The sequence below is a fragment of the Micromonospora sp. NPDC048894 genome, assembly GCF_040649765.1.
GTDB classification, from domain to species: Bacteria; Actinomycetota; Actinomycetes; order Mycobacteriales; family Micromonosporaceae; genus Micromonospora; species Micromonospora antibiotica.
The window spans coordinates 38,834-54,079 of sequence record NZ_JBEZFY010000019.1; the positions used below are offsets into that span (position 1 = coordinate 38,834).

A 15,246-nucleotide genomic window follows, 5' to 3' on the forward strand; every position below is an offset into this window, starting at 1 on the left:
CGTCCCAGCTGCGCTGACGCCGTTTCCGGGTCTCGTGACTGCCAACACGCGGCTACCCGGCAGCGATTCCCGCAAACCCCTCAGCCGTCTTCCCGATCGGGTGATTCGGTGCGGAAGAAGTTGCTCTGCCGGCCGTCCCGCAGCTGCTCCTGGAAGATCAGGTTCAGCCTGCGGCTGTCGAACGTCCGGAACCAGTCGTCCCAACTGACCACCCGCACCTGCCGGCTCTGCCGGTAACCCGGGAGGTCGAACGTGAGCACCCCCGGCCGGCCCGCCCGCTCGGTGCCGACGATGGTGGCCGGCCGGGCCCCGCGTGCCGCGGCCCAGTTCCGGATCACCTGGTGGTTGGTGGTGACCAGGCTGCGCCCCGGGCGTTCCGGCCGGTCCGCCGGGGAGGTGATGAGCTGCGAGGACCGTACCGACCGCGAGGTGGCCCGCCCGGTACGCACGCCCGCAGCGCGGGTGGCGGCCCTTGCCGGTGCCGCCTTCGCTCCCGGCCGCGACAGGGCGGCTCGTCCCGACCGGGACGCCGCCGTCGCCTTCGCCCGGGACGCGGCGGACGTCTTCACCCGGGACGCCGCCGACGTCTTCGCCCGTGCCGAGGTCCCCCGTCGGGTGGAGGTGCCCTTACCGGCACCGGTCGCCCCGGCGCTCTTCCTGGCCGGCGCCCGGCCGGACGGGCCGGTGCTGCGTCGGGCGGCACCGCCGGCCCGACCCTCCGCGCGCAACGTCCGCGCGAGCGTCTTCACCAGGTCCGGCTTGCGCAACGCGGAGATCCCGGAGACTCCCCTGCGGCGCAACTGACCCCGGATGTCGTCGACCCTCATCCGGGAGATCTCCGACTCGGAGATGCCCGGCGTGTTCGGGGTCTGATTGCCGGCCTGACGCGTGGTCCTGGTCGCCGACGCGCCGCGACCTGAGCTGTTCCGCTGAGCCATGACACGCTCCTCGACAGTCCGTCCTCGGCCTGCGGCGGGTCCCACACTGCCGCACCGCAGCGGTGCGGCATACCCGTCAGGACCGGTCCGAACCTCCCGAGGACGGGGTGAAGAGGTGGGCGAAGGCGGCGAGGTTAGCGGTCGACTCGCCCCGCTTGACCCGCCACTCCCACTCCCGGCGGATCGAACTGCCGAAGCCGATCTCCAGCATGGTGTCGAAGGACTCGTCGGCATAACTGAGCACCGCACCGAACAACCGGTCCAGCTCGTCGGCGTCGACGCCGGACGGGTTGACCCGGCCGGTGAGGTAGACGTCCCCGACCGCGTCGATCGAGAACGCGACGCCGTACATCCGGGCGTTGCGTTGCAACAGCCACGCCCACAGCTCCTCGCGCCGCTCGTCGGGCTGGCGCATCACGAACGCCTCGACCCGCAGCGCGTGCTCGCCGACGATCAGGTTGCAGATCGTCTTGAGCTTGTGGGTGCCGGGCAGGGTGACCGCGTACGACCCCTCGCCGGTGGCCTCCCACTCCAGCTCCCGCTCGGTGCAGACCGCCTCGATCAGGGCCGCCAGCTCGCTCTTCGCGCTCATCGGACCCACTCTACGGCCGGGGTGACGAACCCACCGGACAGCGCCCGGTCACCGCACCCCCGGTCCGGTGACCGCGCCACGGATCCGGCCCGGTCACCAGGATCCGGTCAGGGCCGGCCCCTCGGCCAGCCGGGCCGCCAACCGTGCCCGGTGACCGGTGACCGCCTCGCCGTACACGGCGAGCAGCCCGGACACGGTGCGTTCCCAGGAGAAGCTGCGGGCGTGCCGGGCCGCCCCCCGACCCAACGCCTCCCGGCCCACCCGGTCGGGCAGCAGCCGGGCCAGCGTACGGGCCCAGTCGGTCGGGTCGTGGCCGTGCACGAGCACGCCGCTGACCTCGTCCCGCACAGCGGTCACCAGGCCACCCACGGCGGCGGCCACGACCGGGGTGCCGCAGGCCTGCGCCTCCAGGGCCACCAGCCCGAAGGACTCGTTGTGCGAGGGCACCGCCACCAGGTCGGCGGCCCGGTAGAGGGCGGGCAGGTCGTCCCCGGTGCGCGGCGGCAGGAACCGGACCCGGTCGGTGACCCCCAACGAAGCGGCCAGCTCGATCAGCGAGGTGGGCCGGTCCAGGCCGCTGCCGCTCGGGCCACCACAGATCACCACGGTCACCTGCTCGGCGAGGGCCGGATCGCGCTCGCGTAACGCCGCGACCGCACGGACCAGCACGTCGGGGGCCTTCAGTGGCTGGATCCGGCCGACGAACGCGACGACGTACCCCTCGGTGGGCAGGCCCAGCTGGCGGCGGGCGGCGCGGGTCGCGGCGGCCCGGTCCCCGACGGCGGGACGGAACCGGTCCAGGTCCACCCCCGGTTCGACGACCGCGACCCGGGCCGGGTCGGCGGCGTAGCGGTCGATCAGGTCGGACGCCTCCACCCGGGTGTTCGCCACCAGCCGGTCGGCCTCGGCGACGACCTGCTCCTCACCGATCACCCGGGCCTTCGGCTCCGGCCGGTCACCGGCCGCGAGCTGGGCGTTCTTCACCTTGGCCAGGGTGTGCGCGGTGTGCACCAACGGCACCCCCCAGCGCTCCTTGGCCAGCCAGCCGACCTGCCCGGACAGCCAGTAGTGCGAGTGGATCAGGTCGTAGTGCCCCGGTGGGCGGGCCGCCTCGGCACGCAGCACCCCGGCGGTGAAGGCACACAGCTGACCGGGCAGCTCCTCCTTGGTCAGCCCCTCCAGCGGGCCGGAGGTGACGTGCCGGACGTGCACGCCGGGGGCCATCTCCACCACCGGTGGCAGGTCACCCGAGGTGGCCCGGGTGAAGATCTCCACCTCGACGTTCGCCTCGGCGAGCCGCCTGGCGACCTCCAGGATGTAGACGTTCATGCCGCCCGCGTCGCCGGTGCCCGGTTGGTGCAGCGGCGAGGTGTGCACCGACAGGGTGGCGATGCGACGGGGCCGGGGCCACGGCAGGGCACCTCGCTGACGACCGACACCGATGTGCTGATCCGCCACGTCCGCTCCCTCTGTCACGGTTGATGCCGTCCCGCACGACCGGCGCTCCTCGGTCAACCTTCACGCCGGATGCAATCTTCCCCATCGGGCTTCGGAAATACCTCGCCCCGGGTCGCGGGCGTGACGGACCTCATCACGGGACCCGGGGCGGCCAGCCCCGCTGCCAGGGTGAGAATGGCCGGATGACCTCTGTCGCGATCGTCACCGGGGCGTCCAGCGGGATCGGCGCGGCCACCGCCCGCCGGCTCGCCGCCGAGGGTTTCCACGTGCTCGCCGCCGCCCGCCGCACCGACCGGCTCGCCGACCTGGTCGCCGAAATCGCGGCGGCCGGCGGCAGCGCCACCGCCGTGGCCTGCGACGTCACCTCCGACGAGTCGGTGGCCGGGCTGGCCCGCGCCGCCGCCGACGCCCCCGGGCCGGTCACCCTGCTGGTCAACAACGCCGGTGGGGCCCGTGGGCTCGACCCGGTGGAGTCCGGCTCGGTCGCCGACTGGCAGTGGATGTACGACGTCAACGTGCTCGGCACGCTGCGGGTCACCCAGGCCCTGCTGCCGGCCCTGGAGCGCTCCGGGACCGGGACGGTCGTGGTGGTCTCGTCCACCGCCGGTTTCACCGTCTACGAGGGTGGGGGCGGCTACAGCGCGGCCAAGCACGCGCAGACCGCCGTGGCGGGCACCCTGCGGCTGGAGCTGTGCGGCCGACCGGTCCGGGTGGTCGAGATCGACCCCGGGATGGTCCGCACGGACGAGTTCAGCCTGAACCGGTTCGGCGGGGATGCCGGGAAGGCCGACGCCACCTACGCCGGGGTCGCGCAGCCGCTGGTGGCCGAGGACGTCGCCGAGTGCATCGCCTGGTGCGCCACGCTCCCCCACCACGTCAACGTGGACCGGTTGGTGGTCCGCCCGCTGGCCCAGGCCGCCCAGCACAAGGTGCACCGGGTCGGGCAGTGACCCGGGATGGCTGACCGGGGCCGGCAGCGGCCGGTGGGGTTGGTGACCCGCGATGGCTGACCGGGGCCGGCAACGGCCGGTGGGGTTGGTGACCCGGGGGACGACGAACCCGAACCGGCTCCGCCGGGTCGACAACTGGATCGTCGAGACCTGCGGCGACCGGTTACGGGCCGCCGCCGACCCGCTGGTGGTGGACCTCGGTTACGGTGCCACCCCGGTCACCGCCGTCGAGCTGCGCGACCGGCTGGCCGCCCGGGTCCGCCCCGACGTCCGGGTGGTCGGCCTGGAGATCGATCCGGTACGGGTGGCCGCCGCCGCGCCGGCCGCCGACCCACCGGGGTTGACGTTCGCCCGGGGCGGCTTCGAACTGGCCGGGTTACGGCCCACCGTGGTCCGGGCGTTCAACGTGCTCCGCCAGTACGACGAGCGCGAGGTCGCCGACGCCTGGCGGACGGTCACCGACCGGCTCGCCCCCGGCGGGGTGCTGGTCGAGGGCACCTGCGACGAGTTGGGCCGGCTGGCCGGCTGGCTGCTGATCGACTCCACCGGCCCCCGGACGCTGACCCTGGCCGCCCGGCTGGCCACGCTGGAGAGCCCGGCCCGGTTGGCCGAGCGCCTACCGAAGGCGCTGATCCACCGCAACGTGCCGGGTGAAGGCATCCACGCCCTGCTCCGCGCCCTGGACGACGCCTGGCACGCCGCCGCCGGGCTGGCCCCGTTCGGCCCCCGCCAACGCTGGCTGGCCGCCGTCCACACCCTCCGGTCCACCGGCTGGCCCGTCCTAGACCGCCCCCACCGCTGGCGCCACGGCGAACTAACCCTCCCCTGGCCCGCCATCACCCCCACCTGACCACCCCACCCGCACCCCCACACCCCGCACCCCACCCCGCCCCCCCGCCTGCCCGTGTTGATCAAGAGCTTTGCGTCAAAATCCGCCAACGGCATGACGCAAACCTCTTGATCAACACGGGTAGAGCGGGCGGGGGCGGGGTGGGGCAGGGGGGTCAGAGGGTGCAGTTGATGAGGACGGGTTCGGGGTGGAGGGGGACGGCGAAGCGGGTGTGGACGCCGTCGCGGATCTCGCGGGCGAGGGCGATCAGGTCGGCGGTGCGGGCGGTGCCGCTGTGGTTGGTCAGGGCCAGGGTGTGCTTGCCGGAGATGGCGGTGCCACCGGGGCCGGGGTGGCCCTTGGCGAAGCCCGCCTTGTCGATCAGCCAGGCGGCGCTGACCTTCACCAGGTCGCCGGGGCAGGGCCAGGAGGGGGGGTCACCGAGGTCGGCGGCGCGCTCCCGCAGCAGGTCGTACGCCGCCCGGTCGAGCACCGGATTGGTGAAGAACGAGCCGACCGACCAGGTGTCCGGGTCGGTGGGGTCGAGCACCATGCCCTTGCCGGCGCGCAGGGTCAGCACCGTGTCCCGGGCGGCGGCCAACGGCACCCGGTCACCGACGTCGACCCCCAGCGAGCGGGCCAGTTCGGCGTAGCGGACCGGCCCGGACAGCGGCGAGCGGTCCAGCCGGAAGTCGACCGAGAGCACCACCCAGCGGTCGCTGTACTTGAAGATGCTGCCCCGGTAGGCGAACCCGCAGTCCGGGGCGGCGACGGTGGTCAGCCGGTCCCCGGCGCGGTCGTACACCTGAACGGCGGTGATCCGTTCGGCGACCTCCTGGCCGTACGCGCCGACGTTCTGGATGGGGGTGGCACCGGCCGAGCCGGGGATGCCGGAGAGGCACTCCAGGCCGGACCAGCCGTTGCCGACGGTGGCGGCGACGAGGTCGTCCCAGGGTTCGCCGGCTTCGACCCGTACGGTGACGGTATCGGTGTCCTCGGCGACCACGGTGTAGCCCCGCGACCGGATCAGCACGACGGTGCCGGGGAAGCCGGCGTCTCCGACGACCACGTTGCTGCCGCCGGCGAGGACCAGCACCGGTTCGTCGCGGCGGTGCGCCTCGCGGACCCGGCGGACGATCTCGTCGGCGCTGGTCGCGGTCTCCAACCGGGCGGCGGTGCCACCGAGGCGCAGGGTGGTGTATCCCGCCAGGGCGGCCGGATCGGCGGGTTCGGCGCTCGTTGTCGGTTTGGCGTAGACGTCTGACACGCCTTTCACCCTAGGCTGAGGGGTAGCCACGGCACCCACTGGTCGCCGGGTCACCCCGGGGAGGATTGCGATGAGCAGACTGCACGCCACGAAGGACTTCTGGTTGGGAGCGCTCCGGGTCGACGGCCCGGCGTTCGCCGCGGCCGTGGCCGAGGCCCCGCCGGAGACACCTGTGCTGTCCTGCCCGGGGTGGACGGTGTCCGATCTCGCCCTGCACCTGGCCGGCCTCTACCACTGGGTGCACTCCTTCGCCGGTGCCGGTGACACCGCCCAGCCGGCCCGCCGCGACGAGACCGCCGAGCTGCCCGCCGGGGTGTCCCCGCTCCAGCTCTGGCAGCACGAGTACGACCAGCTGGTGACCCTGTTCGACGCGCTCGACCCGGAGGCCCCGGCCTGGAACCCGATGCCGCAGCCCAAGAAGGCCGGTTTCTGGCCGCGGCGGGTGGCGCACGAGACGGCGGTGCACCGGTGGGACGCCCAGCTCGCCATCGCCGCCGGTGACCCGATCGAGACGAAGCTCGCCGCCGACGGGGTGAGCGAGGTGCTGGACACCTGGCTGCCGTCCGGCCGTCGGCGCAACCGGGGGCAGTGGCAGGGGGTGGTGCACCTGACCGCGACCGACGCCGCCCAGGACTGGTACCTGCGGATGCGCGGCGAGGGGGTGGCCCTGCTGGACACCGCGACGGTCTTCGGGCACGACGACCACCACGCCCGGGTGCAGGTCACCGGCTCGGCCAGCGACCTGCTGCTGGCGTTGTGGGGCCGGGTCAGCTTCGACACCCTCGGGGTGGCGGGGGACCGTTCCCTGCTGGAGGGCCTGCGCGTCGGCTGACGCCCGCCACCACATGCCGTGTACCGAGAGCGGCCGTTCCGACTGGGACGGCCGCTCTCGGCGTTCCCGGCGTAGATCGGGGTCGGTTGCGCACGGCGTAGCTGCGGGACGGCCGCTCTCGGGGTCCCCGGTGTAGCTCGGGCGGTCGGCCCTGCGGTTCGGCGACGATCCGAGAGAGCGCTCTCTTGACAGGAGTCCATCGACCCACCACCCTGTCGGGAGAGCGCTCTCTCACAGAGATCGAATCCGGGCCGACGATCCGTACGGCCCGCTCATACGCAGGTCCACACCCCACCACCCGACCTGAGAGGGGTCCGACCCATGGGTGTCTTCACCCGCCGCCGTCTCGCGGCGATCGCCCTGGTGGCCACCACCGCACTGCTCACCACCACCGCCTGCGGCGGCGACGACGAGGCCGCCGACGGCGGACCGGTCACGCTGACCGTCGACGTGTTCGGCCAGTTCGGCTACGAGAAGCTCTACCGGCAGTACGAGGCCGACCACCCCGGCATCAAGATCGTGGAGCGGGGCACCGGCGGCAACCTCGACGAGTACTCCCCCAAGCTCACCCAGTGGCTCGCCGCCGGCAAGGGCGCCGGTGACGTGGTCGCCATCGAGGAGGGGCTGCTGGTCGAGTACAAGGCCAACCCGCAGAACTTCGTCAACCTGCTCGACCACGGCGCCGCCGACCTCAAGGGCAACTTCCTGGAGTGGAAGTGGAACGGCGGGCTGACCGCCGACGGCAAGCAGCTCATCGGGCTCGGCACCGACGTCGGCGGGATGGCGATCTGCTACCGCAAGGACCTCTTCGCCGCCGCCGGCCTGCCCACCGACCGGGAGGCCGTGTCCAAGCTCTGGCCCACCTGGCAGGACTACGTACGGGTCGGCGAGCAGTTCAAGGCCAGGAACACCGGCGCGGCCTTCCTGGACGCCGCCACCAACACCTTCAACACCATCCTGTTGCAGACCGCCGGCAACACCACCGGCTACAGCTACTACGACACCGCCGACAAGCTGGTGGTCGACAGCAACCCGGCGGTACGCCAGGCGTACGACACCACCGTCGACATCATCGACTCCGGGCTCTCCGGCCGGTACGGGGCCTGGTCGGAGGAGTGGGTGTCGGCCTTCAAGCAGGCCAAGTTCGCCACCATCGCCTGCCCGGCCTGGATGACCGGGGTGATCGAGGGCAACGCCGGGCCGGACGCCAAGGGCAAGTGGGACATCGCCCAGGTGCCCGGCAGCGGCGGCAACTGGGGCGGCTCCTACCTGGCGGTGCCGAAGCAGAGCCGGCACCAGGCCGAGGCGATCGAGCTGGCCAAGTTCCTGACCAGCGCCAAGGGCCAGATCGGCGCGTTCCAGGAGAAGGGGCCACTGCCGTCGTCCCCGCAGGCGCTCGACGACCCGGCGGTCGTCAGCTCGACCAACGCGTACTTCTCCGACGCCCCGGTCGGCAAGATCTTCGCCGCCGGTGCGAAGAGCCTCAAGCCGGTCTACATGGGCCCCAAGAACCAGGCCGTCCGCACCGAGGTGGAGAACGCCGTGCGCACCGTCGAGCTGGGTCAGCGCAACCCCACCCAGGGCTGGACCGACGCCACCACCAACGCCCGCAAGGCCGCCGCCAAGTAACCCCGTGCGGGGCGGGGTCACGGGTTCACGCCGTGGCCCCGCCGCCGGACAGGCGGGCAGGTGCAGGCCGGGACCACGAGAGGAAGAGCACGGGAGATGGTTGTTCAGGTCGACGGTCCGCCGCCGGGGGCGGTACGGACCCGGAGCAGACGGCCCGAGCGGGAGCACCGGTTGGCCCGGCTCGACGTCAGGTACTCGCCCTACCTGTACGTGACGCCGTTCTTCCTGCTCTTCGCGATCTTCGGGCTCTATCCGCTGGCGTACACGTTCTGGGTGTCGCTGCACGACTGGGACCTGTTGGGGGTGGACCCGGCCTTCGTGGGCGCGCAGAACTACACCCAGTTGCTGGCCGACGCCGACTTCTGGAACTCGGTGGTGAACACGCTTGGCATCTTCGTCCTCTCCACGGTGCCGCAGCTGCTCGCCGCCCTGTGGCTGGCCAACCTGCTCAACCGCCGGCTGCGGGCGCGGACCACCTGGCGGATGGCGGTGCTGGTGCCCAACGTGACCTCGACGGCGGCGGTGGCGATCGTCTTCGCGGTGCTCTTCGGCCGCGAGTTCGGCATGATCAACTGGCTGCTCGATCTGGTCGGCGTCGACGCGATCGACTGGAAGGCGAACCGGTTCGCCGCCTGGACGGCGATCTCCGCCATGGTCGACTGGCGGTGGACCGGCTACAACGCGCTGATCTTCCTGGCCGCGATGCAGGCCATCCCCCGCGACCTGTACGAGTCCGCCTCGATCGACGGGGCCGGCCGGGCCCGGCAGTTCTGGTCGATCACCGTGCCACTGCTCAAACCCACGATCATCTTCGCGGTGATCATCTCCACCATCGGTGGGCTGCAACTGTTCACCGAGCCCCGGCTGTTCAACTCCGGCACCAACGCGATCCGGGGCGGGCCGCTGCGCGAATCCCAGACGATGACCATGTACATGTTCGAGAACGCCTTCGCCCCGCACTACAACTTCGGCTACGGCTCGGCCGTCGCCTGGCTGCTCTTCGCCCTGATCGCGGTGGTCGCGGCGATCAACGTACTGATCCTGCGCCGGCTCGGCGGCGGCGCCCGCAAGGGGGACCGATGACCCGCATCTGGTCGGCCGGCCGGCTCACCTACCCGGCACTGACGCTCACCGCCCTGCTGTCGATCTTCCCGATCTACTGGATGTTCGTGGTCGCCAGCCGCAGCAGCGACGCGATGGGCCAGGTGCCGCCACCGCTCACCCCCGGCGGCAACCTCGGCGCGAACATCACCCGGCTCTTCGCCAACCCCGACGCGCACTTCCTCACCGGCCTGGTCAACTCGACGATCGTCGCGGTCAGCGTCACCTTCTCGGTGGTGCTCTTCTCCACCCTGGCCGGGTTCGCCTTCGCCAAGCTGCGGTTCCGGGACGCAACGCGCTACTCATGATCATCATTGCCACCATGATGGTGCCCACCCAGCTCGGGGTCATCCCGCTGTACCTGCTGATGACCAAGCTGAACTGGAACGACCGGCTGCCGGCGGTGATCGTCCCGGCCCTGGTCACCGGATTCGGCGTGTTCATGATGCGCCAGTACGCGGCCCAGGCGGTCAGCACCGAGCTGATCGAGGCGGCCCGGGTCGACGGCTGCCACACGCTGCGGATCTACTGGAACGTGGTGCTGCCCGCGCTGCGGCCCGCCGCCGCCGTGCTCGGCCTGCTCACGTTCATGACCACCTGGAACGACTTCCTCTGGCCGTACGCTGTGCTCAACGACCCGGAGAACCCGACCGTGCAGTTGTCGCTGCGGGCCCTCTCCGACGGTTACTACCAGGACATGTCGCAGGTGTTCACCGGCACGGCGATCGCGACGCTGCCGCTGCTGCTGGTGTTCGTCGTGTTCGGCCGCCAGATCATCGGCGGCATCATGGAAGGTGCGGTCAAAGCGTGAGCGCGAGGAGTGAGCCGGTCTTGCGAGCCCCGCAGTCGCGAACGAAAGGAAGCACCGCGTGAGCGCGAGGAGTGAGCCGGTCTTGCGAGCCCCGCAGTCGCGAACGAAGGAGGTAGCCGCGTGAATGAGGTTCGATTTCCGGAGGGCTTCGTGTGGGGCGCGGCGACCGCCGCGTACCAGATCGAGGGCGCGGCCCGGGACGACGGTCGCGGCGAGTCGATCTGGGACACCTTCAGCCGTACGCCGGGCAAGGTGTTCGCCGGGCACACCGGTGACGTCGCCTGCGACCACTACCACCGGTACGCCGACGACGTGGCGCTGATGGCCGAGCTGGGCCTGGCCGCGTACCGGTTCTCGGTGGCCTGGCCCCGGATCAGGCCGGACGGCACCGGCCCGGTCAACCCGCGCGGCCTGGACTTCTACGACCGGTTGACCGACGCGCTGCTCGACCGGGGCATCGACCCGATCGTCACGCTCTACCACTGGGACCTGCCCCAGGGTTTGCAGGACCGGGGCGGTTGGACCAGCCGGGAGACCGCCGAACACTTCGCCGACTACGCCCTGGCCGTGCACGCCCGGCTCGGTGACCGCATCCGCACCTGGACGACGCTCAACGAACCGTGGTGCTCGGCGTACCTCGGGTACGGCAACGGGGTGCACGCCCCCGGTGAGCAGGACGCGGGGGCGGCGTTCCGGGCCGTACACCATCTGTTGCTGGGGCACGGCCTGGCGGCGCGGGCGCTGCGGTCGGCGGGCGCGCAGACGGTCGGGATCACCCTCAACCCGGCGGACGTCGCACCGGCCGACCCGGACAGCGCCGCCGACGCCGCCGCGGTACGTCTCGTCGACGGCCTCCAGAACCGGATCTTCCTGGACCCGCTGACCGGGGCCGGCTACCCCGCCGACGTGCTCGAACACGTCGCCCGGATGGTGGAGCCCACGTTCATCCGGCCCGGCGACGAAAAGATCATCGCGGCGCCGCTGGACCTGCTCGGGATCAACTACTACGCACCGACCTATGTCGCGGGACGCCCGGACGGGGGCGGCAGCAGCGCCTACCCGGGCACCGAGGGGGCGGTGGAGTTCCTGCCGGCCACCGGCCCGGTGTCCGACATGGGCTGGCAGATCGAGCCGGCCGGGCTGACCCGGCTGCTGGTGCGGATCGGCACCGACTATCCCGGGCTGCCACTGATGATCACGGAGAACGGCGGCGCGTTCCCGGACGACAGTGCCGGCCACGACGCCGACGGATCGGGCCGGATCGACGACACCGACCGGATCTCCTACCTTGACGGGCATCTGCGGGCCGCGCACGAGGCCATCTCCCGCGGCGTCGACCTGCGCGGCTATCTCGTATGGTCGTTGCTGGACAACTTCGAGTGGGCCGAGGGCTATCGGAAGCGGTTCGGGATCGTCCACGTCGACTACCTGAACCAGCGGCGCACGCCGAAGTCGAGCGCCCGGTGGTACCAGGAGGTGATCTCCCGGAACGGGCTGTGACGAGGCGGTGGTAACGGGTATGACGGCGGCACAGCGGCCCACCCTGGAGGAGGTCGCCCGGCAGGCCGGCGTGTCCCGGGCGACGGTGTCCCGGGTGGTGAACGGCTCCACCACGGTCGCCGAGCCGATCCAGGAGGCGGTCCGTCGGGCGGTGGCCGAGCTGGGGTACGTGCCGAACCTGGCCGCCCGCAGCCTGGTCACCCAGCGGACCGACTCGATCGCCCTGGTGCTGCCGGAGGCCGCCACCCGGGTCTTCTCCGACGACCAGGTCTTCCCCGGGCTCATCCGGGGTGCGGCCCAGGAGTTGGAGGCCGCCGACAAGCAGCTGGTGCTGATGCTGGCCGGCTCGCCCGCCGGGCACGACCGGGTCACCCGGTACACCACCGGCCGGCACGTCGACGGGGTGCTCTTCGCCTCGCTGCACGGGGAGGACCCACTGCCCGGCCGGCTCGCCCGGCTGGGGATACCGGTGGTGTGCAGCGGCCGGCCGCTGGACGCCGCCGACGTGCCGTACATCGACGTGGACCACATCGGCGGGGTGACTGCGGCGACCCGTTACCTGATCGACAACGGTCGCCGCCGGATCGCCACCATCGCGGGCCCGCAGGACATGGTCGCCGGCATCGAACGGCTCGCCGGCTACCGGGACACCGTGGTCGCCGCTGGCCTGCCCCAGATGATCGAGTACGGCGACTTCACCCGCGAGTCGGGGACCATCGCGATGCGTCGGCTGCTCGCCGCGTACCCCGATCTGGATGCGGTCTTCGCCGCCTCCGACCTGATGGCGCACGCCGCCCTGCGGGCGTTGCACGAGGCGGGCCGGCGGGTACCGGAGGACGTCGCGGTGATCGGTTTCGACGACATCGAGACGGCTGCCTACACCGAGCCGCCGCTGACCACCGTGCGGCAGCCGATCGTCGAGTTGGGCCGGAAGATGACCCGGCTGCTGCTGGCCCTCGCCGACGGTGCGGAGGTGGAGCGGGCGGTGGTGTTGCCGACGGAGCTGGTGATCCGACAGTCCGCCTGACCCCTGCACCGGCCTGCCCCGCCCGGTTTCCGGCCTGGCCGCACGCCCCGGCCACGTGAGCCGGGCCACCCCTGCCCACCGGGCACCCACACGCGACGGCTGAACGTCGACCGCGACCGTCACCCTCAGCAACATTTCGTCGACCCCACCCCACCCAGGTTCACCCCCTTTGCTCTGCTGCCATCCACGCGACAGGCACCGAGGGTGACCGACTTGACGCCACATCCGCCCGAGCAATAAATGTGCACTAGCAGCTCAAACGCCTGTCGCCTCCATGGCAGCAGAGCAAAGGGGGCGAGGGTGATAGGGCAGGGGTCGACCGTTGATTACGGAGAGTGGGAAAGTCGCAGCCAGAGAGAGGCGTTACCCAGAGTCATCGGCATGGCGGGTGGGGAAAAGGTGTGGCTGTGGACTCCGGCCGGTGCCTACGCTCGCGGGCATGCCTGACGCCGTTGCACCGCAGCCCGTGCCGACCAGCACCGAGCGGCAGCGCCGGCCCCAGTTGCCGCCCGCCCGCGACCACACCGCGCGGTCCACCGGCCAACCGGGGGTGGGGTGGCGCATCCGCACCGCCCGGCCCGACGACGCGCCCGGGGTGGTGGCGCTGCGGTCCCTGGTCCATCCGTACCTGGTGCGGGGCATCGCGTCGACCCGGCAGATGATCGCCCAGCCACCACCCGAGGAGAAGTGGGCGGCCTGGGTGGCCGAGGCGGACGGCCAACTCGTCGGCTGGGCCTCGGCGTACCGGAACACGCAGACCTCAGTGCCGGACTTCGGGGACATCTCCATCCTGCACGTGCATCCGGAGCACCGGGGCCGGGGCACCGGCACCGCACTGCTCGCCGCCGCGCTGGCCCACCTGGAATCCCTCCGGATCCGCCGGGTGCGGACCTGGGCGCAGACCGACTCGCTGCCGTACGCCCGCCGGCACGGGTTCGCCCCCAGCCGGGAGCTGCGCTACTCGGCGCTCGACCTGCACCCGGCCCCACCGATGCCCGAGCCGCCCGCCGGGGTACGGCTGCTCCCGCTCGCCGGGATCGATCCGTACCAGGTCTACCTCCTCGACGCCGTCGCCTCGACGAGCGAGCCGGGCGACGTGCCGGTGGACGCGATCAGCTACTCCCACTGGCGCTCCGAGTGTTGGGAGAACCCGGGATTGGACCGGGACGCCAGCACGGTCGCCGAGGTCGACGGCACGTTGGTCGCGCTCAGCCTGGTCAAGCGGGACGGCGACCGGATGTGGTCCGACTTCACCGCGACCCGGCCGGAATACCGGGGTCGGGGGCTGGCCCGACTGACCAAGCAGGTCGCGCTGCACCGGGCCGCCGGTCGCGGAGTACGCACGGCCTACACCTCCAACGACGAGGCCAACGCGCCGATGCTGGCGGTCAACACCCGCCTCGGCTACCGGCCGGTGGCCACCGCCTGGTCCTGCCTGCGCGAGCTGCGCTGAGAGGCTCGACCACGACCGGCGGGCCGCCCACCATGGTCACGCCGTCGGCCGGCCGCCGGCTCGGCTCTCCTCGATGTGCTGGCCCAGCGAGCGGCGGGCGAGCAGCGCGGCCCCGGCGACGGCGGCCGGCATCACCAGCACCGCACCCAGCGGGATCAGGAAGCACAGGAAGACCGCCACACCGAAACCGAGCGAGGTGGCCCGGTCCGCCTTCAGCCTGGCCCGCCGGTCCGGCAGCCGCAGCCCGCGCCGGGAGAACGGCGCACCGACCAGCTCCACGGCGAGCAGCCAGCCGCCCACCGCCGCGCCGACCACCGGCACCACGGTCTGCCCGACCACCGGGATGAACCCGGCCGCGAAGAGCGGAATGCCGAACAGCACCGAGAGCCCGACCAGCCGCAGCGAGTCGACGATGCTGCGCCGCAGCGACGCCCCGAACGGCACCTCCACCGCGCCCGGGGTGCCGCCGAGCCGGTCCTCCACCCGCTCGGAGATCTTCTCGTAGAACGGGTCCCCGATGACCAGGGTGACCGCGGTGAAGCCGACCACGGTGAGCAGCCCGCCCAACCCGAGGAAGGCCAACCCGGCGATCACCCGGACCAGGCTGCGCGGGGTGTCCGACCAGTCGTCGGCGAACGGGGTCACCCACGCCGCCAGCTCGTCCACGAAGTAGACCAGGGTGGCGAACGCGGTGACGAAGAGCGCGGCGGACAACAGCGCCGGCACCACGCCGAGCAGCATCAGCCCCGGGCTGCGGACATACAGGCCGAGGCCACGCACGAGCAGGCCCACGCCGCCGAAGAAGCGGCGGGTGGCACCGGTGACCGGCGCGGCGAGGGTACGGGGTCCGTTCACGACC

General features: G+C 72.2%; 13 protein-coding genes and 1 pseudogene. 9 read left to right on the forward strand and 5 right to left on the reverse strand.

Annotated features, from left to right (window positions below; all coding sequences use genetic code 11):
* Positions 1-80: 80 nt before the first annotated feature.
* From AB0C22_RS28790 to mshA, 3 genes are all read right to left on the reverse strand, one after another.
* Positions 81-938 carry a hypothetical protein gene (locus AB0C22_RS28790; RefSeq protein WP_357538062.1) on the reverse strand — a complete coding sequence of 286 codons (858 nt, stop codon included), beginning with the start codon at positions 936-938 and terminating at the stop codon, positions 81-83.
* 76 nt (positions 939-1,014) lie between these two features.
* The gene (locus tag AB0C22_RS28795) at positions 1,015-1,530 is read right to left on the reverse strand and encodes a YbjN domain-containing protein (RefSeq protein ID WP_208567910.1); all 516 of its coding nucleotides are present in this window, start codon (positions 1,528-1,530) and stop codon (positions 1,015-1,017) included.
* A 93-nt stretch (positions 1,531-1,623) separates the two neighbouring features.
* Positions 1,624-2,988: a D-inositol-3-phosphate glycosyltransferase gene (mshA, locus tag AB0C22_RS28800; protein ID WP_357538064.1), complete on the reverse strand. Its 1,365-nt coding sequence runs from the start codon at positions 2,986-2,988 to the stop codon at positions 1,624-1,626.
* Positions 2,989-3,170: 182 nt separating this feature from the next.
* Here mshA and AB0C22_RS28805 point away from each other — a divergent pair, with 182 nt between their 5' ends.
* The gene (locus AB0C22_RS28805) at positions 3,171-3,938 is read left to right on the forward strand and encodes an SDR family oxidoreductase (protein WP_219464880.1); all 768 of its coding nucleotides are present in this window, start codon (positions 3,171-3,173) and stop codon (positions 3,936-3,938) included.
* Between the two features lie 52 nt (positions 3,939-3,990).
* Entirely contained in the window at positions 3,991-4,788 is a 798-nt protein-coding gene (locus AB0C22_RS28810) for a class I SAM-dependent methyltransferase (protein ID WP_357538067.1), read from the forward strand.
* Positions 4,789-4,942: 154 nt separating this feature from the next.
* Here AB0C22_RS28810 and AB0C22_RS28815 read toward each other — a convergent pair whose 3' ends face one another.
* Positions 4,943-6,034: a UDP-N-acetylmuramate dehydrogenase gene (locus tag AB0C22_RS28815; RefSeq protein ID WP_357538069.1), complete on the reverse strand. Its 1,092-nt coding sequence runs from the start codon at positions 6,032-6,034 to the stop codon at positions 4,943-4,945.
* A gap of 70 nt (positions 6,035-6,104) precedes the next feature.
* Between AB0C22_RS28815 and AB0C22_RS28820 the strand changes: the two genes are divergently transcribed.
* The 7 genes and pseudogenes from AB0C22_RS28820 to AB0C22_RS28850 all read left to right on the forward strand — a co-directional run bounded on the left by AB0C22_RS28820 (position 6,105) and on the right by AB0C22_RS28850 (position 14,387).
* Positions 6,105-6,866, forward strand: coding sequence for a maleylpyruvate isomerase family mycothiol-dependent enzyme (locus AB0C22_RS28820; RefSeq protein ID WP_219464882.1), 762 nt, complete (start codon positions 6,105-6,107; stop codon positions 6,864-6,866).
* Between the two features lie 321 nt (positions 6,867-7,187).
* Complete coding sequence (locus AB0C22_RS28825) at positions 7,188-8,495, forward strand: extracellular solute-binding protein (protein WP_357538071.1); 1,308 nt, start codon at positions 7,188-7,190, stop codon at positions 8,493-8,495.
* A 96-nt stretch (positions 8,496-8,591) separates the two neighbouring features.
* A complete protein-coding gene (locus AB0C22_RS28830) occupies positions 8,592-9,578 on the forward strand; it encodes a sugar ABC transporter permease (RefSeq protein WP_208567903.1) in 987 nt (328 codons plus the stop codon).
* Positions 9,575-10,407, forward strand: a pseudogene (locus tag AB0C22_RS28835) (carbohydrate ABC transporter permease). The gene AB0C22_RS28830 and the pseudogene AB0C22_RS28835 overlap by 4 nt, the downstream one beginning before the upstream one ends.
* Before the next feature lie 120 nt (positions 10,408-10,527).
* On the forward strand, positions 10,528-11,907 hold the full coding sequence (locus tag AB0C22_RS28840) for a GH1 family beta-glucosidase (RefSeq protein WP_357538073.1): 1,380 nt from the start codon (positions 10,528-10,530) through the stop codon (positions 11,905-11,907).
* A gap of 19 nt (positions 11,908-11,926) precedes the next feature.
* Positions 11,927-12,934 carry a LacI family DNA-binding transcriptional regulator gene (locus AB0C22_RS28845; protein ID WP_357538075.1) on the forward strand — a complete coding sequence of 336 codons (1,008 nt, stop codon included), beginning with the start codon at positions 11,927-11,929 and terminating at the stop codon, positions 12,932-12,934.
* A 439-nt stretch (positions 12,935-13,373) separates the two neighbouring features.
* The gene (locus AB0C22_RS28850; RefSeq protein WP_357538077.1) at positions 13,374-14,387 is read left to right on the forward strand and encodes a GNAT family N-acetyltransferase; all 1,014 of its coding nucleotides are present in this window, start codon (positions 13,374-13,376) and stop codon (positions 14,385-14,387) included.
* Positions 14,388-14,423: 36 nt separating this feature from the next.
* Here AB0C22_RS28850 and AB0C22_RS28855 read toward each other — a convergent pair whose 3' ends face one another.
* On the reverse strand, positions 14,424-15,242 hold the full coding sequence (locus AB0C22_RS28855; protein ID WP_208567898.1) for an EI24 domain-containing protein: 819 nt from the start codon (positions 15,240-15,242) through the stop codon (positions 14,424-14,426).
* Between the last annotated feature and the right edge of the window lie 4 nt (positions 15,243-15,246).

Excerpts from the sequence above, each read along its gene's own strand:
- AB0C22_RS28790 (WP_357538062.1), bottom strand. The coding sequence starts at position 938 with ATGGCTCAGCGGAACAGCTCAGGTCGCGGCGCGTCGGCGACCAGGACC.
- AB0C22_RS28795 (WP_208567910.1), bottom strand. The coding sequence starts at position 1,530 with ATGAGCGCGAAGAGCGAGCTGGCGGCCCTGATCGAGGCGGTCTGCACC.
- AB0C22_RS28805 (WP_219464880.1), top strand. The coding sequence starts at position 3,171 with ATGACCTCTGTCGCGATCGTCACCGGGGCGTCCAGCGGGATCGGCGCG.
- AB0C22_RS28810 (WP_357538067.1), top strand. The coding sequence starts at position 3,991 with ATGGCTGACCGGGGCCGGCAACGGCCGGTGGGGTTGGTGACCCGGGGG.
- AB0C22_RS28820 (WP_219464882.1), top strand. The coding sequence starts at position 6,105 with ATGAGCAGACTGCACGCCACGAAGGACTTCTGGTTGGGAGCGCTCCGG.
- AB0C22_RS28825 (WP_357538071.1), top strand. The coding sequence starts at position 7,188 with ATGGGTGTCTTCACCCGCCGCCGTCTCGCGGCGATCGCCCTGGTGGCC.
- AB0C22_RS28830 (WP_208567903.1), top strand. The coding sequence starts at position 8,592 with ATGGTTGTTCAGGTCGACGGTCCGCCGCCGGGGGCGGTACGGACCCGG.
- AB0C22_RS28845 (WP_357538075.1), top strand. The coding sequence starts at position 11,927 with ATGACGGCGGCACAGCGGCCCACCCTGGAGGAGGTCGCCCGGCAGGCC.
- AB0C22_RS28850 (WP_357538077.1), top strand. The coding sequence starts at position 13,374 with ATGCCTGACGCCGTTGCACCGCAGCCCGTGCCGACCAGCACCGAGCGG.